The organism is Streptomyces sp. SID9727 (genome assembly GCF_010550605.1).
In the GTDB taxonomy this organism is placed as follows: domain Bacteria; phylum Actinomycetota; class Actinomycetes; order Streptomycetales; family Streptomycetaceae; genus Streptomyces.
Genome location: NZ_JAAGNI010000015.1, coordinates 37,421 through 56,437, shown reverse-complemented (window position 1 = coordinate 56,437; position 19,017 = coordinate 37,421). Strand labels below are relative to the sequence as shown.

21 protein-coding genes and 1 tRNA gene are annotated in these 19,017 nt (G+C 72.7%); 11 read left to right on the top strand and 11 right to left on the bottom strand.

Annotated features, from left to right (window positions below; all coding sequences use genetic code 11):
* The first annotated feature begins 133 nt into the window (after nt 1-133).
* Together G3I41_RS01225 and G3I41_RS01220 are read left to right on the top strand one after the other, a co-directional pair.
* Nucleotides 134-622: a GNAT family N-acetyltransferase gene (locus G3I41_RS01225; protein ID WP_164398429.1), complete on the top strand. Its 489-nt coding sequence runs from the start codon at nt 134-136 to the stop codon at nt 620-622.
* A gap of 190 nt (nt 623-812) precedes the next feature.
* Nucleotides 813-1,445 (top strand): LAETG motif-containing sortase-dependent surface protein, encoded by a 633-nt coding sequence (locus G3I41_RS01220; RefSeq protein WP_164398428.1) that lies wholly within the window; start codon nt 813-815, stop codon nt 1,443-1,445.
* An 83-nt stretch (nt 1,446-1,528) separates the two neighbouring features.
* Here the strand turns inward: G3I41_RS01220 and G3I41_RS01215 are convergent, their stop codons facing one another.
* Nucleotides 1,529-3,694 (bottom strand): SpoIIE family protein phosphatase, encoded by a 2,166-nt coding sequence (locus G3I41_RS01215; RefSeq protein WP_164398427.1) that lies wholly within the window; start codon nt 3,692-3,694, stop codon nt 1,529-1,531.
* Nucleotides 3,695-3,884: 190 nt separating this feature from the next.
* Here G3I41_RS01215 and G3I41_RS01210 point away from each other — a divergent pair, with 190 nt between their 5' ends.
* A complete protein-coding gene (locus tag G3I41_RS01210; protein ID WP_164398426.1) occupies nt 3,885-4,955 on the top strand; it encodes an enoyl-CoA hydratase/isomerase family protein in 1,071 nt (356 codons plus the stop codon).
* A 27-nt stretch (nt 4,956-4,982) separates the two neighbouring features.
* Here the strand turns inward: G3I41_RS01210 and G3I41_RS01205 are convergent, their stop codons facing one another.
* Complete coding sequence (locus G3I41_RS01205) at nt 4,983-5,210, bottom strand: hypothetical protein (RefSeq protein ID WP_164398425.1); 228 nt, start codon at nt 5,208-5,210, stop codon at nt 4,983-4,985.
* 89 nt (nt 5,211-5,299) lie between these two features.
* Complete coding sequence (locus G3I41_RS01200) at nt 5,300-5,785, bottom strand: hypothetical protein (RefSeq protein ID WP_164398424.1); 486 nt, start codon at nt 5,783-5,785, stop codon at nt 5,300-5,302.
* Between the two features lie 135 nt (nt 5,786-5,920).
* On the opposite strand from G3I41_RS01200, the gene G3I41_RS01195 reads away from it, so the two are divergent.
* The gene (locus G3I41_RS01195) at nt 5,921-6,775 is read left to right on the top strand and encodes a pentapeptide repeat-containing protein (protein ID WP_164398423.1); all 855 of its coding nucleotides are present in this window, start codon (nt 5,921-5,923) and stop codon (nt 6,773-6,775) included.
* 4 nt (nt 6,776-6,779) lie between these two features.
* Here the strand turns inward: G3I41_RS01195 and G3I41_RS01190 are convergent, their stop codons facing one another.
* Nucleotides 6,780-7,286 carry an SRPBCC family protein gene (locus tag G3I41_RS01190; RefSeq protein WP_164398422.1) on the bottom strand — a complete coding sequence of 169 codons (507 nt, stop codon included), beginning with the start codon at nt 7,284-7,286 and terminating at the stop codon, nt 6,780-6,782.
* A 220-nt stretch (nt 7,287-7,506) separates the two neighbouring features.
* On the opposite strand from G3I41_RS01190, the gene G3I41_RS01185 reads away from it, so the two are divergent.
* Nucleotides 7,507-8,874: a radical SAM protein gene (locus G3I41_RS01185; protein WP_164398421.1), complete on the top strand. Its 1,368-nt coding sequence runs from the start codon at nt 7,507-7,509 to the stop codon at nt 8,872-8,874.
* 4 nt (nt 8,875-8,878) lie between these two features.
* Here G3I41_RS01185 and G3I41_RS01180 read toward each other — a convergent pair whose 3' ends face one another.
* Nucleotides 8,879-9,763 (bottom strand): LysR family transcriptional regulator, encoded by an 885-nt coding sequence (locus G3I41_RS01180; protein WP_164398420.1) that lies wholly within the window; start codon nt 9,761-9,763, stop codon nt 8,879-8,881.
* Nucleotides 9,764-9,878: 115 nt separating this feature from the next.
* On the opposite strand from G3I41_RS01180, the gene G3I41_RS01175 reads away from it, so the two are divergent.
* Both G3I41_RS01175 and G3I41_RS01170 read left to right on the top strand, forming a co-directional pair.
* Nucleotides 9,879-10,751, top strand: a complete 873-nt coding sequence (locus G3I41_RS01175; RefSeq protein ID WP_164398419.1) for an oxidoreductase — start codon at nt 9,879-9,881, stop codon at nt 10,749-10,751.
* 147 nt (nt 10,752-10,898) lie between these two features.
* Nucleotides 10,899-11,450 (top strand): glycoside hydrolase family 25 protein, encoded by a 552-nt coding sequence (locus G3I41_RS01170; RefSeq protein ID WP_164398418.1) that lies wholly within the window; start codon nt 10,899-10,901, stop codon nt 11,448-11,450.
* Nucleotides 11,451-11,466: 16 nt separating this feature from the next.
* On the opposite strand, the gene G3I41_RS01165 is transcribed toward G3I41_RS01170, so the two are convergent.
* Nucleotides 11,467-11,874, bottom strand: a complete 408-nt coding sequence (locus G3I41_RS01165) for a VOC family protein (protein WP_164398417.1) — start codon at nt 11,872-11,874, stop codon at nt 11,467-11,469.
* A 56-nt stretch (nt 11,875-11,930) separates the two neighbouring features.
* Between G3I41_RS01165 and G3I41_RS01160 the strand changes: the two genes are divergently transcribed.
* From G3I41_RS01160 to G3I41_RS01150, 3 genes are all read left to right on the top strand, one after another.
* The gene (locus G3I41_RS01160; protein ID WP_164398416.1) at nt 11,931-12,392 is read left to right on the top strand and encodes a MarR family winged helix-turn-helix transcriptional regulator; all 462 of its coding nucleotides are present in this window, start codon (nt 11,931-11,933) and stop codon (nt 12,390-12,392) included.
* A 35-nt stretch (nt 12,393-12,427) separates the two neighbouring features.
* Nucleotides 12,428-12,697: a hypothetical protein gene (locus G3I41_RS01155; RefSeq protein WP_164398415.1), complete on the top strand. Its 270-nt coding sequence runs from the start codon at nt 12,428-12,430 to the stop codon at nt 12,695-12,697.
* Between the two features lie 125 nt (nt 12,698-12,822).
* Complete coding sequence (locus G3I41_RS01150) at nt 12,823-14,289, top strand: carboxylesterase family protein (protein WP_343242027.1); 1,467 nt, start codon at nt 12,823-12,825, stop codon at nt 14,287-14,289.
* Between the two features lie 21 nt (nt 14,290-14,310).
* Here G3I41_RS01150 and G3I41_RS01145 read toward each other — a convergent pair whose 3' ends face one another.
* Nucleotides 14,311-14,685 carry a hypothetical protein gene (locus G3I41_RS01145; protein WP_239081429.1) on the bottom strand — a complete coding sequence of 125 codons (375 nt, stop codon included), beginning with the start codon at nt 14,683-14,685 and terminating at the stop codon, nt 14,311-14,313.
* A 365-nt stretch (nt 14,686-15,050) separates the two neighbouring features.
* Here G3I41_RS01145 and G3I41_RS01140 point away from each other — a divergent pair, with 365 nt between their 5' ends.
* Nucleotides 15,051-16,193, top strand: a complete 1,143-nt coding sequence (locus G3I41_RS01140; RefSeq protein ID WP_203599935.1) for a S1 family peptidase — start codon at nt 15,051-15,053, stop codon at nt 16,191-16,193.
* Between the two features lie 70 nt (nt 16,194-16,263).
* Here the strand turns inward: G3I41_RS01140 and G3I41_RS01135 are convergent, their stop codons facing one another.
* From G3I41_RS01135 to G3I41_RS01120, 4 genes are all read right to left on the bottom strand, one after another.
* Nucleotides 16,264-16,704: a GNAT family N-acetyltransferase gene (locus G3I41_RS01135; RefSeq protein ID WP_164398412.1), complete on the bottom strand. Its 441-nt coding sequence runs from the start codon at nt 16,702-16,704 to the stop codon at nt 16,264-16,266.
* 118 nt (nt 16,705-16,822) lie between these two features.
* Nucleotides 16,823-16,895: transfer RNA gene (locus tag G3I41_RS01130), tRNA-Asp, on the bottom strand.
* 92 nt (nt 16,896-16,987) lie between these two features.
* Nucleotides 16,988-18,037, bottom strand: a complete 1,050-nt coding sequence (locus G3I41_RS01125) for a PhlD (protein WP_164398411.1) — start codon at nt 18,035-18,037, stop codon at nt 16,988-16,990.
* Between the two features lie 111 nt (nt 18,038-18,148).
* The gene (locus tag G3I41_RS01120; RefSeq protein WP_164398410.1) at nt 18,149-18,979 is read right to left on the bottom strand and encodes a helix-turn-helix transcriptional regulator; all 831 of its coding nucleotides are present in this window, start codon (nt 18,977-18,979) and stop codon (nt 18,149-18,151) included.
* Nucleotides 18,980-19,017: the final 38 nt, after the last annotated feature.

Here is a 19,017-nt window from a genome sequence, read left to right as displayed (position 1 = left end):
GCCGGCCCCGGCAGGGCGGGGCGCCCCGTGCGGTGCGGCCCGGCGGGCGGCGACGGGCCGGAGGGCGGACCGGCGCGGGGCACTCCGGATAATGCCTGGTGATCGGCAGGGCGGGCAGGGCATTCTGTGCGCCATGTTGATCAGGGAAGCCACCTCCGAGGACTGGCCCGCCATCTGGCCGTTCTTCCACGAAATCGTCGCCGCCGGCGAAACCTTCACCTACCCCCTCGACCTCCAGGAGGCAGACGCCGCCGGCTGGTGGCTTCTCGAGCCGCCCCACCGGACCGTCGTCGCGGTCACCGATGACGGGACCGTCCTCGGCACGGCGAAGATGAACAAGAACCACATGGGCAACGGATCGCACATCGCCAGCGCCAGCTACATGGTCGACCCCCGGCACTCCGGGAAGGGCGTCGGACGCGCCCTGTGCGAGTACACCATCGACTGGGCGCGCACGGCCGGGTACCGGGCCATGCAGTTCAACGCGGTGGTGGAGACCAACACCCACGCGGTGAAGCTGTACGAATCGCTGGGCTTCGACATCCTGGGCACCCTGCCCGAAGGATTCGACCACCCGGTCGAGGGCTTCGTGGGGCTGCACATCATGCACCGCCGTCTCTGAAGGCGGGGGCGGGGACGCCTGGGCCGGCCGGGCATCAGCGGCCCGTGTCCGGCATGTCCCAACCAGCGTGGGTGTGGGGGAGGTTGTGACGCAGAAACCCCTGTGGGGCGGGTGCACACGGTGGGGCCGAGGCCAGTACTGTGCGCTGCACCGCCCATACGGGCGCGAAACATCTGCGGAGGAAATATCCATGACCATACCCAGGAGATCGTGGCGCGCAGCGGGAACTCTCGTCGCCGCCGCGGTTGTCGGCCTCTCCGGCGCGGTCCTCACCGCCGGTCCGGCCGCAGCTCACACCCCCACCTGGGCCGTGACCTGTGACGAAGTGAGCCTGCACCTCACTCAGTACAACGCCGGTGTCACCAACGAGGTGACCGTCACCGTCGACGGCAAGGACCTGCTGCCGACGGAGAAGTTCGGCAAGGACTTCGACAAGAAGCTCGCGCTGCCGGAGCACGACCAGCCGGTGAACGTCCGCCTGGTCGTCAAGGCCGGGGACGGTGACAATTTCTCGAAGGACGAGACCAAGCAGGCGCCGGTGTGCGAGGGCACCCCGCCGCCGAAGTCCTCGCCCAGCCCGACCGAGTCGAAGCCGCCCGAGACGCCGACCACGGCGTCTCCCAGCCCGTCGGAGACGCCGAGCGAGTCCGCTCCGTCGTCGGCCGCGCCTGCCGCGGCGACGCCGAGCCCCAGCTCGCCGGACCTCGCCGAGACCGGTTCCTCGTCGTCCACGCCGATCATCGGCGGTGCGGCTGTCGCCGTGCTGCTGGCCGGCGGCGGCATCATGTGGTCGGTGCGCAAGCGCCGCACCGCGCAGCACTGACACTCCGTGCCGCCCGGTCGCGCAGAGCGGCCGGGCGGCACGGCAGGGGGCGTACCGTCACGCGCGACGTGGCGGTACGCCCCTCACCGCTGAGTGCCCCCGCCTCGCGCCCCGGGCGGTTCGGCGGCGTGCCGGTGCACGGGTGGCGTGGTGGGCGGTGCGCCCGGTCCGATCTCGCACCAGACCGCCTTGCCCTCGCCCCGCGGCTCGATGCCCCAGCGCGTGGAGACGGCGTCGAGCAGCAGCAGCCCCCGGCCCGATGTCGCGGTCTCGCCCGGTGACCGGCGCCGAGGCCAGGCGCTGGAGCGGTCCTGCACGGAGAGCCGCACCCGGCGGACCGGCTCGGGCAGCACCTCCAGGGTCAGGACAGCCCCGCCCTCCGTGTGGAGCAGTACGTTCACCAGCAGCTCTCCGGTCACCAGCTCGGCGTCGTCCGCCAGTTCGGCCAAATCCCAGTCGGTCAGGGCCTGCCGCACGATGGTCCGGGCCTCGGACAGCCCCTCCGGGTCCGCCTGGTGGATGTACTGGTGGAGCCTCGGCGCCCGGGGCGACCCCGGGTCCGGGCTGCGGCGCAGCACCAGCAGCGCGACGTCGTCACCGGAGCCCCACCGCTCCCACAGCCGGTCCGACAGATGGTCGGCCAGCGCCTCGGCGCCCGCCGGGCCCGCGCCGACCTCGGTGATGAGGGTGCGCACCCCCGCGTCGATGTCGGCGCCCGGCTCCTCCACCAGCCCGTCCGTGTACAGCACCAGCGTCTCGCCCGGCACCAGGTCGAGCCGGGTCTCCGGGTACTCCTCGTCGCCGAAGTCGGTCGAGATGCCCAACGGCAGGCCACCGCGGACCCGAGGGCTGCCGACCCGGCCGTCCATGTGCCGGATCAGCGGCCCGAAATGGCCGGCGCGGACGACCCGGACGGCCCCGGTCTCCAGATCGACCTGGGCATAGGCGCACGTCGCGAACCGGTCCGTGTCCAGTTCGGCGAGGAACCGCGAGGCGCGGGCCAGCACCGTCGAGGGCGGATGCCCCTCGGCGGCGTACGCGCGCAACGCGATCCGCAGCTGACCCATGATCGCCGCCGCGTGCGTGTCATGCCCCTGGACATCGCCCACCACGACTCCGAACCGCCCCTTGGGCAGGGCGATCACGTCGTACCAGTCACCGCCGACCTGCCGGCCGCTCCACGCCGCGTGGTACCGGACCGCGATCTCGCCGCCCTCGATGTCATGGATGCGGCGCGGAAGCATCGCGGACTGCAGCCCGGTAGCGAACTCGCGTTCCTCGTCGAACAGCTTGGCCCGCTGGAGGGACTGGGCGACGATGGCGGCGAGCCCGCGGCACAGATTGCGCTCATCGGCCGTGAAGGCGGTGCGCTGCCGGTAGAAGAGGGCCAGACCGCCGAGCGTCCTCGCCTGGGCGACGAGCGGCAGATAGGCCGCCGCCTGGAACTTCATCCGTCCCACGGACGGCTCCAGCACCGGATAGCGCCGCGTCAGCGCCGCCGGCGAACCGAGGAAGCGGGGGCGCCCGCTGAGCACGGTGTCGGCCAGCGGAAACGCCGGGTCGAGGGGGCCCGGACTCAGGTCTTCCAGGACCTCCAAGGACTCACCGCTCAGCGCGATGACGTCGAGCTCCGCGTTGTCCAGCAGCCCGAGCGCCAGTCCGTCCGCGCCCAGCCGCGCCAGCCCTCCGGGACCGGTCAGAGCGGCCGTCACATCGTCCACCGTCACCGCACGCGACAAGGCACTCGTCGTACGTTCAACTATGTCGGTCTGGCGTCGCCGGCGTCGTTCCAGCTCCAGCATGAAGTCCGCATGGGTGACCTCGGCCGTCGCGTCCCGCACGAGGCCGATCACCCGGCGCGCCTTCCCGTGCTCACCGCGCACGATGCGCCCCTGGACATGCGTCCACTGATCCCGGCCGTCGGCGCGTGGAATCCGGAAGTGGACGCTGTACGAGCTGCCCGAGCCCTTCAGCGCCTCATCCGTCGCCACGCCCACACGGGCACGCTCCTCGGGGTCCAGCAGCTCAGCCAGGGACTCAGGGCGCGCGTCGAACGCGTCCGGGTCCAGACCGAAGACCAGCAGACCGGCCTCGTCCACGTCCAGGGTCCAGGTGTCCAGGTCCCACTCGAAACTGCCCGTCCGGTTCAGGGCGAGCCGCTCCGCCGTACCGGTCTCACCGGTCGGCGCTCTTCCCTCCGGCCGGCCGTCCGGTCCGGGGACGACCGGGGGCCGGTTCTGATCGGTCATGCCAGCTCCGGGGATCGTCCGGCGGGTCCGCCGTACGGCGTGCCTCAATTGTCCGGCCGGTCCGGCACACCTGCCACAGCGGAACCCACCCCGCACCGCCCCTCCCTCCGGGGCCCGCGCACAATGGCAGCGGAAGATCGTCCCCCGACCGGCGGACGGCAACGGCACCCGGGCTGAGCGGAGCGCGCGCATGAACCACGAGGACCCCGTCCTGCTGCACACCGAAGGACGCGTCCGCCACCTCACGCTCAACCGGCCCCGCGCCCTGAACGCGCTCAACCACGCCATGGTGCGACTCCTGGCCGACGCCCTCGACGCGGCCGAGAGCGACGAGGCCGTCGTCGCCGTGCTGCTCACCGGCGCGGGGGAGCGCGGCCTGTGCGCGGGCGGCGACATCCGAGCCGTCCGCGACGACGCCCTGGCCGGGGGAAGCGCCTCGCTGGACTTCTGGCGGGACGAGTACCGGCTCAACGCACGGATCGCCCGTTTCCCCAAGCCGTACGTCGCCCTCATGGACGGCATCGTGATGGGCGGCGGTGTCGGAGTCTCCGCCCACGGCTCCGTCCGGATCGTCACGGAGCGTTCACGCATCGCCATGCCGGAAACTGGGATCGGGTTCGTCCCGGACGTCGGCGGAACGTACCTGCTGGGCACCGCACCCGGCGAACTCGGCACGCATCTCGCGCTCACCGGTGAGGCGGTCGGTGCGGCCGACGCGCTGCTCTGCGGACTCGCCGACCACTTCGTGCCCGCCGACGGGCTCGCCGCCCTCGTCGCCGCCCTGGCCCGGTGCACGACCCCCGAGGCCGTCGCCACGACCGTGAGGGACCACGCCCGCCCCGCCCCCGGCGGCGAGCTCGCCGCGCACCGCGCCTGGATCGACTCCTGCTACGCGGCGGACACGGTCGAGGAGATCACCGACCGCCTCGCCGGCCACGGGGACCCGGCCGCCAAGCAGGCCGCGGCGACCATCCTGACCAAGGCACCCACCTCGCTCAAGGTGACCCTCGAAGCCGTGCGCCGGGCACGCCGCCTCGGCGGGCTCGAAGCGGTCCTCGACCAGGAGTACCGCGTCTCGACCGCCGCCTTCGCGGGCCCCGACCTGGTGGAGGGCGTCCGCGCCCAGATCGTGGACAAGGACCGCGACCCGAAGTGGAAACCCTCCGAGCTCGCCCAGGTCACCGCCGAGGACGTGGCCCGCCACTTCACGCCCCTCGGTGACCGCGAACTCGGCCTCGCACCACTTCCCGAGGCAGGCTGAGGGAGCGGGCCCGCCCCACCCCTCGGTTCAGTGGCCACTGCCCGTCAGGCTCGGCCGGAGCGCGCCGACCAGTTCGAAGAACCGCGTCTCGTTTCCGGCGAACCCGGCACGCCGGAGCGCCCCGTCCGCCTCCTCCATCGGCGAGGTGAGCAACGGCAGGAACAGCGGGGCGTCGTCGGGGTCGGAGAGAGCCGCCCGGGTGGCCTCCAGTAAACGGACGTACGCCTGTGCCGCCGCGATTTCGTCCTTGCGCATCTCAGCATCTCCAGGTCAGAGGTGTCGGACCCCACCAGCATCCCCCATGGGTCTGACAACGCCGTCCGGCGAGCGGCACGGCACGGCGGCTATCGGCCGTCCGGCCGACCCGTCGGCGGCTCGACCTCCAGGAACCGGCGACCGCGCGGCCCCCGGTACAACAGCGCGGTCCAGCCCAACTCCCGCAGCGCCGCCACGCACCTGGCCAGCTCGCCCTCCTCCTCGTACGCCGCCCCGCTCCCGGCCGGCCCCAGCCACTCCACCCGCACGGTGCCCGGCGATGGCCCCGCCGCCACCCGGTACCCCTTCGCCGTACGCTCCCCTGACGGGCCGACGGCCGAGGCGGGGAGCCCCGCGGCCTCCAGGGCCAGGGCCACGGCCCGTACCGGGCGGTGCCGTTCCCATGGCGCGGGCACCGACTCCGGGTCGCCCGGGCCGCTGTTCGCCAGCCGCCTGATCTGCCGCAGCCCGGCCAACGCCGACCGCACCGAAGCGGAGCGCGCCTCAGCCTCCCCGCGGGCCGGCGGGCCGTCCCCGGTCGCCGGTTCGAACCCGCTCTCCTCCCCGTCGCGCATCCGCGCCCCCTCCGTTCCTTCGCCGTACCGCACTCCCGCCAGTGTGCGCCGCCCCACCGACAACGGCGGACCGCACACCGAACCGATAGGCTCCGGTGCTGCTCACGAACACCGCGCCCCGAAGGATCCATCCCTGTGCCCGACACCGACCGGCCCTCCGGCACCGACCGCCAGGACGGAGACGGCCGTGACGCCCTGCGCGCCGACTGCGGCAAGTGCTTCGCCCTGTGCTGTGTCGCGCTGACGCTCACGCGCTCCGCCGACTTCGCCGTCAACAAGGCGGCGGGCACACCCTGTCGGAACCTCCGGGACGACTTCCGCTGCGGCGTCCACGCGCGGCTGCGCACCGAGGGCTTCCCCGGCTGCACCGTCTACGACTGCTTCGGGGCGGGCCAGAAGGTGTCGGTGGACATCTTCGGCGGCCGGGACTGGCGCGCCGCACCGGAGACCGCGCAGCGGATGTTCGAGGTCTTCCCGGTGGTCCGGCAACTCCACGAGCTGCTCTGGTACCTGACCGAGGCGGCCGCCCTCGCCCCCGCCCGTCCCCTGCGCGGCGAGATCCGGCGCACGCTGGAAGCGACCGAAGCCCTGACCCGCCTCGACGCCCCCGCCCTGGTCGATCTCGACGTGGCCGCCCACCGGGGCGAGGTCGCCGTGCTCCTCGGACGCGTGAGCGAACTCGTCCGCGCCACGGCGCCCGGCCGCAAGCGGCGCAGCCACCGGGGCGGCGACCTCATGGGCGCCCGGCTCAGGAAGGCGGACCTGCGGGGCGCCGATCTGCGCGGCGCCTACCTCATCGCGGCGGACCTCGCCGGCGCGGACCTGCGCCTCGCGGACCTCATCGGCGCGGACTTCCGGGACGCGGACCTGTCGGGCGCCGACCTGACCGGGGCGCTGTTCCTGACACAGGCGCAGGTGAACGCCGCCCGGGGGAGCGGCGCCACCCGGCTCCCGTCGCCGCTCGGCCGCCCCGCGCACTGGACGGCCTGACCCGTCAGCCTTCCGGGGAGTCCAGCGCCGCCTTGAGGCGTTCGAGCGTGGTGCGGATGTTGCGGCGCTGGAACACGGCGAAGGTGTGCCCCCGGGTGGCCACCCGGTCGAAGGCGTTGGCCACGACGTCCGGCCAGGCGCGGCGGTCGTCCGTCCAGGTCTCCGTGACCCGGGTGCCGCCCTCCACCGCCTCGAAGCGGTACTCCCACGTGGCGATCGGCCCGCGCAGCAACGGCCGCCGCGCACCGATCGCGTGGACGCGGAACGCGAACCGCCTGCCCGGATCGGCCGCGGTCACCGTGCACCGCGTCGTCCAGCTGACCGGGCCCCGCTTGTTCCGGCCGTCGAACACCATGCCGACGTACGCCTCCCGGCGGTCCCCCCGCACCCGGGCGCCGAGGTTCTCCGGGCTCCAGCGGCCCATGGCCGTGGGGTCGCTCAGCCGGGCGTACACCTCCAGCGGGCCGGTGTGCACGACGATGCTGTCCGACACGGACATGGTGCGGGGCATGGAGCACTTCCGTTCCGCGGCCGGCTGCGGTCACGACCGGGCGTCGGACCGGCCGCACGGCCGACGGGCTCCCGCCCCCACACCTTACTGACCGGTCACATAGGATCCGGAAGCGGGGAGTGACGCATCCGGCAGCGGGGACGAGAACGCCCCGCGGCCGTGGTTCGTTGCACAGACGTCGCATCCGGAACACGCCGACGACCGACCGAGGAGCCCGCACATGCCCAGCCGTACCGATCCCAGCCGCACCGAGCCCGGCACCGCAGACCGCACCCGGCTCGTCGAACGGCTGATGGAGCAGTTCCCGCACGTGCCGCGCGAGGCCGTCATCAAGGAAGACCTGCTGCGCGGCGGCGTCGCCTTCGACGAGTCCGCGCTCAGCGACAACGAGGGCGGTGACGTCAAGCCGAAGTCGTACTTCATCTTCTCCTTCGACCACGGCACCCTGCCCGAGTTGGGCGCGGCCGCCCTGCGCCGCCCGCCGGAGGAGATCGTGCTCACCGGCGGCCCGTACGAGCTGCGGCGCACCGTCGTCTCGGTGCGCGTCAACCCCGCGTCCCCGTACCGCGTCGCGGCGGACGCGGACGGGATGCTCGGGCTCTACCTCGACGGCAGGCGCATCTCCGACGTCGGCCTCCCCCCGATGCCGGACTACTACCGGCACACGCTGGCCAACGGGAAGTCCGTCATGGAGGTCGCCCCGACGATCCAGTGGGGCTACCTCGTCTACCTCACCGTCTTCCGGGTCTGCCAGTACTTCGGTGCGAAGGAGGAGTGCCAGTACTGCGACATCAACCACAACTGGCGCCAGCACAAGGCGGCGGGCCGCCCGTACACCGGGGTGAAGCCCGTCGAGGAGGTACTGGAGGCGCTGGAGATCATCGACCGGTACGACACGGCGAAGACCTCCACCGCGTACACCCTCACCGGCGGCGCCATCACCTCGCACATCGGCGGGCGGGACGAGGCGGACTTCTACGGCCAGTACGCCAAGGCCATCGAGGAGCGTTTCCCGGGCCGCTGGATCGGGAAGGTCGTCGCCCAGGCCCTGCCCAAGGCGGACGTCCAGCGCTTCCACGACTACGGGGTGCAGATCTACCACCCCAACTACGAGGTGTGGGACCGGCGGCTGTTCGAGCTCTACTGCCCGGGCAAGGAGCGCTACGTCGGCCGTGACGAGTGGCACCGCCGCATCCTCGACTCCGCCGACGTCTTCGGCGCGCGCAACGTCATCCCGAACTTCGTGGCCGGTGTGGAGATGGCCGAGCCGTTCGGCTTCACCACGGTGAAGGAAGCCATCGATTCGACCACCGAGGGCCTGCGCTTCTTCATGTCGCACGGCATCACCCCGCGCTTCACCACCTGGTGCCCGGAGCCGACGACCCCGCTCGGCAAGACCAACCCGGACGGGGCGCCGCTGGAGTACCACATCCGGCTCCTGGAGTCGTACCGCGCGACGATGGACGAATTCGGTCTCAGCTCGCCTCCCGGTTACGGCCCGCCCGGAGCGGGGAACGCGGTGTTCTCCGTCAGCTCCTTCATGGACAGCCTGCCGGCCGCCCCGCGGGACGCCCCCGAAGCGGGCTGAGCGCTCACCCCTCGGCGGCGAGCTCGCGCACCACGCGGGCGAAGCCCCGTACCAGTGCGGTGTCCGCGCCGTCCGCCCAGGCCAGGACCACGCGCAGCGGCTCCACGTCGGTGAGCGGCACCCAGGACAGGTCGGGGCGCGCGTAGTAGCGGGCCATGCTCTCGGGTGCGAAGCAGATCGCGGACCCCTGCGCCACCTGCTCCAGCATCTCCTCGACGTTGTCGTTGGTCGGCCCCCAGACCGGGGCCGACCCGTCGGGGCGCGGGTTGACGGCCCACCAGTCCACCCATGGCCGGGGCGCCCGCCGCGTCCACAGCAGCGGCTCGTCCTTGACCTCCAGGACGGAGACGCCGTCGCGGGACGCCAGCGGGTGTCCCGTGGGCAGGCCGACGACGCGGGACTCGGTGTGCACCGCCTCGTACGTCAGCCCCGTCAGGTCGTTGGGCAGCCAGACGAACGCCACGTCCGCGAGGCCGTCCCGCAGCGCTTCGGCCTCCTGCCCCCAGTCGTACCGTTTGGGGGCCACCCGCACCCCGGGATGGCGGCGGGCGAACTCGGCCCGCGCCCTGGTGGTCAGTTCGCCCGCCCCGCTCGCCTCGAAGCCCACCCGCAGCACCCCCGCCTCGCCCCGCGTGTGCCGTTCGGCCGCCGCGGTGACGCGCTCGGCCTGGCGTACGGTGAGCAGCGCCTCGGCGATCACATCGCGTCCCGCCGGGGTGGCCGAGACCCCGCCGGCGTGGCGGTCGAAGAGCTTCACCCCGAGCTCCGTCTCCAGACTCCTGAGCGCGTACGAGAGCGCCGGCTGGCTGACGAAGAGCCTGCGGGCGGCCCGGCCCAGGTTCTCCTCCTCGGCTATCACCGTGAGGTAGTGCAGCTGGCGCAGTTCCATGGCGTGATCATAAGTCGTCTTTATCGCTCAGGAGAATCCATGTCTTGGACCGTTCGCGCATGCGGATGACATAAATGAATCACCGCAACGCATCGACGGAACAACGGAGTTGAACATGAGCACGGCACACGCCACCCCCGCCCGCGACAACGCCCAGGGTCGCGTCTGGCTGATCACCGGCGCCTCCTCCGGCTTCGGCCGGTCCATCGCCGAGGCCGCCCTCGCCGCCGGGGACACGGTCGTCGCCACGGCGCGCCGGCCCGAGGCGCTCGACGCCCTCGTCGCCGCACACCCCGACCGCGCGGTCGCCGTCCGGCTCGACGTCACCGACACCGCCCGCATCGCCGACGTCGTCGCGGACACCGTGCTCTGGTACGGGCGGATCGACGTGCTCGTGAACAACGCGGGCATGGGGCTCGTCGGCGCGGTGGAGGAGACCACCGACCGCGAGCTGCGCGACCTCATGGACCTCCACTTCTTCGGCCCCGCTGCCTTGGTCCGGGCGGTGCTGCCGCACATGCGCCGCGACGGTTCGGGCGCCGTGGTCCAGATGAGCAGCATGGGCGGCCGGTTCACCTTCCCCGGCGTCGGCGGCTACTCCGCGACGAAGTTCGCCCTGGAGGGCCTGTCCGAGGCGCTGGCCGCCGAGGTGGCCCCGCACGGCATCAAGGTCCTCATCGTCGAACCCGGTTCCTTCCGCACCGGATTCGCCGGCGGCGGTGCCCTGCGCCAGTCCGCGCCGCTGGACGCCTACGCGGACTCCGTCGGCCCGGTCCGCAGCGGCCTGCCGGACTCGGACGGCAAGCAGGAGGGCGACCCCGCCAGGGCCGCCGCGGCCATCCTGGCGGCACTGGACGCCGGGGACACCCCGCTGCGGCTGCCGCTCGGCAACGACGCGACGGACGCCGTGCTCGGCGCGCTCGACGCCTCCCGCGCCGAAGTGCTCGCCTGGGAGAAGCTCAGCCGTTCCACCGGATTCGACGCCTGACGGTCGGCGGGCGTGTGCCCGCCCGGGCGTGTGTGCCGGAGCGTGCGCCCCGGCACACACGCGCATTCGTGCTTCGGATGGGGGTGGGAAGCGGGCGATCAGGGAAAGTAAGCGGAACAGAGCACCCCGATTGTAAAGGCGGCGCCCATGCTGCACGGTGTCGATGTCAGCGCCCATCAGTCCTCGTTCGACACGGACGGAGTGGACTTCGTCTTCATCAAGGCCACCGAGGGCCGTTCGTACGTCAATCCGCGCCTGACCGACCAGACGAAGCAGGCCCGCGACGCCGAATGCGTCGTCGGCTTCTACCACTTCCTGTGGCCCGGGAACATCGCGGCTCAGGCCGAGTACTTCCTGAGCAAGGCGCCCGAGAAGGCCGGTGATCTGCTCGCCGTCGACTGGGAGCAGAACGGCGAGGGCACCCGCGCGAGCAACGCCGAGAAGGACCGCTTCATCCGCGAGGTCAAACGCCTGCGGCCGCACCATCGCGTCCTGCTGTACTGCAACCGCTACTTCTGGCTGCACCACGACACCACGTCGTACGCCGGGGACGGACTCTGGATCGCCGACTACGTGAAGGCGGGCAAGCCGCGCATCAAGGCCTCCTGGCGCATCCACCAGTACACCGACCGGCCGCTCGACAAGGACGTGGCCGACTTCTCGTCCCGCTCCGCCATGCGCGACTGGGCGCGGAAGTGACGTCGGCGGACACCGGTCAGTAGGACTGAAGCTCCACGAGATTCCCCTCGGGGTCGCGCACGTGGGCGGTGCGCAGCCCCGGCCCCCACTCCGGGCGGTCGCACGCGGGTGCGGTCAACCCGGCGCCGTGGCCGAGGCAGAGGGCCAGCCCCGCGTCCACGTCGGCCACACGCAGGACGAACATCGACCGGTCCTGCGCCGGCGGCGGGTCCGCGGGCAGGCCGGCCGTACCCGCGACCGCCGCCATCGCGCTCCGGTCGAACAGCACCAGCACACCCTGGCCCTCGACGTCCCAATGGGCGTACGGCCCCGAGGCGTTGCCGCCGGCCCGTACGGCACCGATCAGCTCCGGCAGTACGGCGTCGTAGAAGCGGAAGCAGTCGGCGAACCGGTCGACCAGCAGGCGGGGATGCAGCGCGTCCACGGGATCTCCTTCGGTAGGTGTGCACCCATCATTGGGTTGGCCCTACGATATACCTGATGAACGAAACCCCTCCCAGTCTCCTGGGCCTCACGACCTATCTCATGTCCAAGACCGGCAAGGCGGCGCGCGGCAGACTCGCGGACCGGCTGGCCGAACGCGGCCTGCGGCTCTGGCACATGGCGGTGCTCGCGGCGCTGGACGACTTCGGCCCCCATGTGCAGCGCGAACTCGCCGCGCGGCTGTCGATCGACCGGAGCGACGTCGTGAAGATCGTGGACGGGCTCGGTGCGTCCGGACTGGTGGAGCGGGCCCGCGACACCACCGACCGGCGCCGCGTCACGGTCACCGTCACACCGGCGGGCCGGGCCATGCTGACGAGCCTCAAGTCCGAGGCGCTGGCCGTGCAGGACGATGTCCTCGCACCGCTGACGGACCGTGAACGCGCCCAGTTGGCCGCCCTGTTGCTCCGCGTCCACGACGGGGCACGGGAGAGCGGACCGGTCCGGCCAGGTCGCTGACCCGATCGGGGCGCCGGGTACGGCAGAATTCCCCGGTGACCACACCCGCGGCCCAGCCGCCTCGTGACCGCGCGCTCGGGCGCGGCATCACCACCCTCATCCCGCAGGCCGCGCAGTCCACACCGGCCGAACAGGCGGCGGCCGTACTGACCGCCATGCGGTCCGTTCCGGTGCGCGTCGGCGTACTCCAGGCAGCGGTCGTGCTGCTGGAGGAACGGGTGCGCGCCACGGAGGACGAGGCGGAGCGGGCCGCGGCGGCGACCACCGTGGCCATGCTCCGCAGCGCCATCGGACAGGCCGGCTGACCAACTCCCTGATCACTTCGGTCGAATTCCCCTCGCGTCGGCGCGGGGATTGCGCCATCCTGATCATCGCTCCCGGTCGGGGAGCGTGATCGACGGGCAGGCGGGACACGTTGGCGAACAGTGGTGTGTACGGGACGGCAAGCGGTCGGGTACGCGGACGTACACCGCACGGCGACGTCGTGGCCGTCCTCGGAATCCCATACGCCGCGCCGCCGTTCGGCGACAACCGCTTCCAGGCCCCCCGCCCGCGCGCCCCATGGCCCGGTGTCCGCGACTGCACGGGGTTCGGGCCCGTCGCGCCCCAGTCCGCCGAGCTGCCCGGCGCCCCCGTCTGGTCGCCCGGAGACGAGGACGTCCTGAGCCTCAACATCTGGACCCCCGCCGAGGCAGCGGGCCCGCTGCCCGTGCTGGTCTGGATCCACGGCGGCGCCTACACCTTCGGGTCGAGCGCGCAACCGGACTTCGACGGTACGGCGCTGGCTCGCACCGGCCTCGTCGTCGTCACCCTGAACTACCGCGTCGGCTTCGAGGGCTTCGGCCATGTCCCGGACGGCGCCTGCCCGCCCAACCGGGGCCTGCTCGACCAGATCGCCGCCCTCGAATGGGTCCGCGACAACATCGCCGCGTTCGGGGGAGCCCCGGACGACGTCACCCTGGCCGGGCAGTCGGCCGGAGCGGCGTCCGCGGTCTGCCTGATGGTGATGGACCGCGCCCAAGGGCTCTTCCGACGGGTGATCGCGCACAGCGCGGTCGGCCCCGTCTTCGCCCCGGAGCTCGCCGAGCAGGTCGCCGCGCGGGTGGCCGCCGCTGCGGGGAGACCCGCGACGGAGGCCGCCCCGCAGGAGCTGCTCGCCGCTTCGGAAAGGGTCGTCGGGAACCATCGCGAGGACCCCGGCTCCGGGCAGCTGCACTGGGACCCGGTCCTCTACGGCCCGGTCGCCGACGGGCACCTCCTGCGCGACGACCCGATGGCCCTCCTCGCCTCCGGAGCCGCCCGGGACGTCGGCCTGCTCGTCTGCCACACGACCGAGGAGTACTGGCTGATGGACGCCGTCGGCAGCAGCATCCCGGTCCCGACGGACGAGCGGCTGCACCGCTTCGCCGCCGACTTCGGCCTGCCGCCCGGGCTCGTCGACGGGTACCGTGCGCTCATGCCGGGCGCCGGGCCCCACGACATCCACCTCGCCGTGTACGGGGACCTGATGTTCGGCGAGTACAGCACCCGGCTCGCCGAGGCCCACGCGGCGGGGGGCGGCCGCGCCCACCTCTCCCGGTTCGACCGCAGGGGCGGCGGAGTGCGCGCCTGGCACTGCGCCGACGTGCCCTTCGCCTTCGGCAACGTGGACGACGAGGCCATCCGGTTCCTCATCGGCGGCGCCGCGCCGACGCCCGAGGACCGGGCCCTCGCGGACCGGATGACCTCGGCCTGGTCCGGGTTCGCGGCCACCGGCGACCCGGGCTGGGAGCCGGGCACCGGACACGTCAGGGTTTGGGGGACGCCGGACCGCGCGACGGCCTCCGGACACTGGCGGGACAGCGACGCGGTCCGGTCGCTGTGGGACACGTACACCTACCGGCCCGCCCGCTCCTGAAGCCGCGCCGGCCGCGAGGGGTCACGTCGAGGGCAGTCGCAGCGGCCCCCGGCCCTCGCGACCTTGCAGGGCTCCCCGCCCGCTGGGGTGGACGACCCGGAGCCGCTCCCTGAAGGCGCTGTGGACGGCGGCGGCGAACTTCTGCCGTCCGGCGAAGGGGCGGACGGTGTGGCCGCTGCCCGACGCCGGGTCGACCCGCCGTGCTTCGCCGCGCAGCCGGCGCCGTAGAACCCGCATCCGGACCACGGCATCGGAGTCGTCGGTCATCGCGAAGGTGATCTCCGAACCGCCGGAGTGCGGGACCGGGGTGTGCGCCTCGATCACGCGGAGAACGCCCGGGCAGTACGTCTCGGCCAGTTCCTCGGCGTATGCCCGGTCCTCCTTCGTCGTGGCCACGAGACCGCACCCCGTGAGGGCCGCCGCGGGCGCGCACACCAGCGCCCCGGCCCATGCCGCTGCCGTCGTGCGCCGTCCCGGTGCATCACCCGTCTCCGCCCGCCCCCCCCGCTCACCCCAGGCCCGCCCAACGGCCGGGCCTGCCACTTCATCTGATGTGACGGCAGGACCGGGATGCCCGCGGAGGATGAGTGCGGCCACTCAGTCGGCGGCCCGTACGGCCGGCGCTGTCATTGGCATGGACCTGCTAACGACTTCTCCGCTACAGTCCGGAACGGCACACTCTGAGAGCGCTCTCACGGAGGGCGCCTCGGACGCCTGCTGTTCCTCCCTCACCCAGCCGGAACAACAGAAGGGCCAAGACCTTGAGACGCTCCACAGCCTTGAGGACCGCACTCTCCGCCGTACTCCTCCTCGGAGCCTGGGCGGGTGCGGGCTTCCCCTCGGCCTCCGCCGCCGACACGCCCGCCCCGGCCCCCGCATCCGACGGCCTGCTCACCGCCATGCAGCGCGACCTCGGCCTGACGGCAAGCCAGGCGAAGGTGCGCATCTCCCAGGAGAAGACGGCCACCGCGCTCCAGCCGAAGGCGCGCCACGCCGCGGGTGCGGCGTACGGCGGCTCCTGGTTCGACCCCGCGACCGGTGGTCTCACCGTCGCCGTCACCGACGCCGGGCAGGCGGACGCCGTGCGGGCCACGGGCGCCACCGTGCGGATGGTGACCCACACCGAGAAGCGCCTCGACTCGGTCAAGGCGAAGCTGGACGAACTGGACGCTCCGCAGGGCGTCAGCAGCTGGCACGTCGACCCCCGCACCAACTCGGTCGTGGTGGACGTCGTCGCCTCGCAGAGCCGTGACAACGATGTCCGGGCGTTCGTGCGCAAGGCCAGGGAGGCCGGGCCGGTCACCGTCGAGCAGACCGCCGAAGCGCCGCGCACCTTCTCGGCCGGAACCGTGGGCGGAGACCCGTACTACACGGGCAACGTACGGTGCTCCATCGGCTTCTCCGTCTACGGCGGCTTCGTCACGGCCGGCCACTGCGGCCGGGCGGGTGCCGGGGTCAGCGGCTGGGACGGCTCCTTCATAGGCAACTTCCAGGGCTCGTCGTTCCCCGGCGACGACTACGCGTGGGTCAGCGTCGGCAGCGGATGGTGGACGGTTCCCGTCGTCCTCGGCTGGGGTACCGTCTCCGACCAATTGGTCCGGGGCTCCAACGTGGCCCCGATCGGCGCATCGATCTGCCGCTCCGGCTCCACCTCGCACTGGCACTGCGGCAGTGTGCTCGCCACCAACGACACGGTCAACTACGCCCAGGGCGCGGTCTACCAGATGACCAAGACCAGTGTCTGCGCGGAGGGCGGCGACTCCGGCGGCTCCTTCATCAGCGGCGACCAGGCGCAGGGTGTCACCTCGGGTGGCTGGGGCAACTGCAGCTCCGGCGGCGAGACCTGGCACCAGCCCATCAACGAGATCCTGAACCGGTACGGGCTGACGCTCCACACCGCCTGACCGCGATACGCGGAACCCGGGGCCCGGCCGCGCGGGACGGCGGGCCCCGGCACGCGTGCGCATCCGGCCGTCAGGCGAGCCGGAGGTCGATGAACGGCACCGTATCGCCGGGCAGGACGTAGCGATCGGTCTCCACGAAGCCGTTCCGCAGCGCGAACCGCAGGCCCTCGGGGTTCGACTCCAGGACACACGTCTCGATGACCTCGGCCCCGAGTCCCCGGGCCAGCTCCAGCGCGTGCGCGTACAGTCGCCCGCCGAACCCCCGGCCCCGGTGCTCAAGCAGGATGCGGGCGATCACGGTCCCCGCCGGGTTGTCCGCACTCGGTGGCCGCACGGTCGAACACCCCACCAAGGCGCCTTCCGCGTACGCGACGCACAGCCGGTTGCGCCCCGCGCGTTCCGTCACCTCCGCGAACGACAGGGCGGCCGTCGGAATGATGGCGTTGTGGACCGACTGCCAGTCCAGGAGCGAGGCCTCGCCGTTCACGGGTTCGATACGAAGATCGGTCATGGCCGTCAGGGGAACCGGTCGCGGGGCCACGTGTCAACCGGCGCCCGCGCGGCCGCACCCAGGACGGCATCGGCCACCGAAGGCGCCCGCAGCCGCCTGCGCGGCCGGCCGGAACGGGGCGGGCCGACCGGATTCGAACCGGCGTGCTCCTACATGACGTGAAGGCGCGACGACCTCTGCGCTACGGCCCACTCCGCCGGGCAGCCTACCTGCCGCGCGACCCGGGACGCAGGCCCTGCCGCGATACGGGCCGCCCGCGCACCGTGCCCGTGGCCCCGGCCGCTCAGGCGGTCCAGGTCCCGCGCAACGCGGCCGTGGCGAAGCCCGGCCCGTACGCGACGGTGATCCCGTCGGCGCCGGCCGGCGGCGGTTCGGCATGGGTGCGTTCGAGGATGCGGAGCACCGAGACACCGCCGAGGTTGCCCTCGTCGGTGAGGGTGGCGGTCGAGTGCCGGGTGTCGTGGGCGTCGAGGCCCAGCGCCGTCGCGGTGTCGCTGATGATGCGCGCGCTGCCGGGGTGGATGACCCCGAAGTCCACGGAGGGCCGGCCGAGCCAGTCCAGCAGACTGGGCAGCACGTCGTCCGCCGCGCTCAGCGCCTCCTTCGTGCTGTCGAAGTGGAACCCGGCCGGATCGACGCGGCCGGCGTACCGGGTGAGGCTGCCCGGCAGGACGTGCTCGTAGGTGTCGGCCGGGGATCCCACGCGGAAACCTGGGCCCAGCGGGGCATCGGTGACGAGGGTCGCCGCGGCGCTGTCCCCGAACAGCACCTTGTAGATCATGTGCTCGACGGCGTCGTCCTGGTGGTTGTACACGGCGGAGATGACCTCGGCGGCGACCACCAGCACGGTGGCCCCAGGTCTCGCGGCCACCAGGTCGACGGCCCGGATCAGCGCCTGGGTGCCGCCCGCGCAGGCCAGCGTCGTCAGGGCGATCCGGCGGACGTCCGGCCTCAGCCCCAGGCGGTCGATGAGGTGGATGTCCATGTTCGGGACGGACCAGCCGGTCGAATGCGTCGTGATGACGGCGTCCACATCACCCGGCTCCAGCCCGTACGCCAGGAGCACCCCCCGCGCCGCCTGCTCCGCCATCTCCAACGCGTCGGCGAACGCCGCCGCACCCCGGGCCGCGACACCGGCGTCCCCCGACACGGTCGGCGCCGCCAGCGGCCGCGTGAAGTACCTGCTGCGCACCCCGGTGTTGGCCACGATGCGGAGTATCGCGGCGAGCCGCGGGTGGTCCGGGTGATGGGCGCGGATATCGTCCGCGATCTCCCCGGTGGTCACTTTGTGGGCGGGGAACACGGTGGTGGGGCGGGCTATGTAGGCAGGCACGACATCCTCCGGCGGGCACGGTGCGGCGGCGATGTGGGGGTGGGCACAACCTAAGCCACAAACGGCCGTGCCGCCCTGATCACAACACCGCGGAACGCCGGAGGGAAGTCTTCACGGCGCGCGCAGGACCGGAACGCGAGTGTGCGCCCGCCGGGCGCCCGCGTGGAAGACGAGAACGATCATGCGCGCGCCGGGGGCCGCCATGGGCTGCGCCGCGCACATCGTCACCCACCCCGGACCGTCGACGGCGTGGCGGATGGGCCGTTCGTCGCCGTCGGGATGGATGTGCGCGCCGCCCGACTCCCAGATCGGCGCACACTCCGGGTCGGCCAGCACGTCCTTCTCCAGCCGGCGGAGCACCTCGTCGTCGGGGCGGCTGGCGAGCGCCGCCCGAAGCTGCGGCACGACCAGCGGGGCCCAGGCGGTGTCCCAGTCGATGAGCATCTCGCGGCCCTGCGGTTCGAGGAGCATCCACCGCATGGTGTTGGTGGGTACGCCCCCGGCGGGGAACAGCCGCGCGAACCCGTCGTTGTGCGCGATGAGCTCCCAGGAGGCGTCGGTGATGTAGGCGGGGTGGGTCATCCCGTCGATGGCCTCCTGCCACACCCCCGGCACCTCCTTGCCCGAGCGGGCGGTGAGCGGACCCGGCGGGTCGCCTATCCCGGCGTACCGGCACAGTGACACCCACTCCTGCTCGTTGAGGGCGAAGAGCATCGCGACGTCACGGAGGAAGCCGGTGTCCGGCCTCGGCCAGGCGCCGGACTCCAGCCGGCGGTAGGTGCCGGGTGTGCGGTGCAGCAACTGGTCGACCTGGTGCTGGGACAGCCCGGGAGCGCGGCGCCCCTGGCGGGACGAACGGTGGAAACCGTGTCCGGTGGGGTCGATCAGTGCACGCCGGACTCTGAGCAGTGTCCGCAGTGCCGTCTTGTCGGTGTTGGTCATGCGATCAAATCCCCCGCGTATGGGCCCGGTTGCGCGGG

Bases quoted from the DNA above. Each gene is read 5' to 3' on its own strand.
- G3I41_RS01190 (WP_164398422.1), bottom strand. From the start codon at position 7,286: ATGCCCCGCACCATGTCCGTGTCGGACAGCATCGTCGTGCACACCGGC.
- G3I41_RS01220 (WP_164398428.1), top strand. From the start codon at position 813: ATGACCATACCCAGGAGATCGTGGCGCGCAGCGGGAACTCTCGTCGCC.
- G3I41_RS01205 (WP_164398425.1), bottom strand. From the start codon at position 5,210: ATGCGCAAGGACGAAATCGCGGCGGCACAGGCGTACGTCCGTTTACTG.
- G3I41_RS01120 (WP_164398410.1), bottom strand. From the start codon at position 18,979: ATGACCAACACCGACAAGACGGCACTGCGGACACTGCTCAGAGTCCGG.
- G3I41_RS01210 (WP_164398426.1), top strand. From the start codon at position 3,885: ATGAACCACGAGGACCCCGTCCTGCTGCACACCGAAGGACGCGTCCGC.
- G3I41_RS01160 (WP_164398416.1), top strand. From the start codon at position 11,931: ATGAACGAAACCCCTCCCAGTCTCCTGGGCCTCACGACCTATCTCATG.
- G3I41_RS01200 (WP_164398424.1), bottom strand. From the start codon at position 5,785: ATGCGCGACGGGGAGGAGAGCGGGTTCGAACCGGCGACCGGGGACGGC.
- G3I41_RS01170 (WP_164398418.1), top strand. From the start codon at position 10,899: ATGCTGCACGGTGTCGATGTCAGCGCCCATCAGTCCTCGTTCGACACG.
- G3I41_RS01180 (WP_164398420.1), bottom strand. From the start codon at position 9,763: ATGGAACTGCGCCAGCTGCACTACCTCACGGTGATAGCCGAGGAGGAG.
- G3I41_RS01225 (WP_164398429.1), top strand. From the start codon at position 134: ATGTTGATCAGGGAAGCCACCTCCGAGGACTGGCCCGCCATCTGGCCG.
- G3I41_RS01185 (WP_164398421.1), top strand. From the start codon at position 7,507: ATGCCCAGCCGTACCGATCCCAGCCGCACCGAGCCCGGCACCGCAGAC.
- G3I41_RS01135 (WP_164398412.1), bottom strand. From the start codon at position 16,704: ATGACCGATCTTCGTATCGAACCCGTGAACGGCGAGGCCTCGCTCCTG.
- G3I41_RS01215 (WP_164398427.1), bottom strand. From the start codon at position 3,694: ATGACCGATCAGAACCGGCCCCCGGTCGTCCCCGGACCGGACGGCCGG.
- G3I41_RS01175 (WP_164398419.1), top strand. From the start codon at position 9,879: ATGAGCACGGCACACGCCACCCCCGCCCGCGACAACGCCCAGGGTCGC.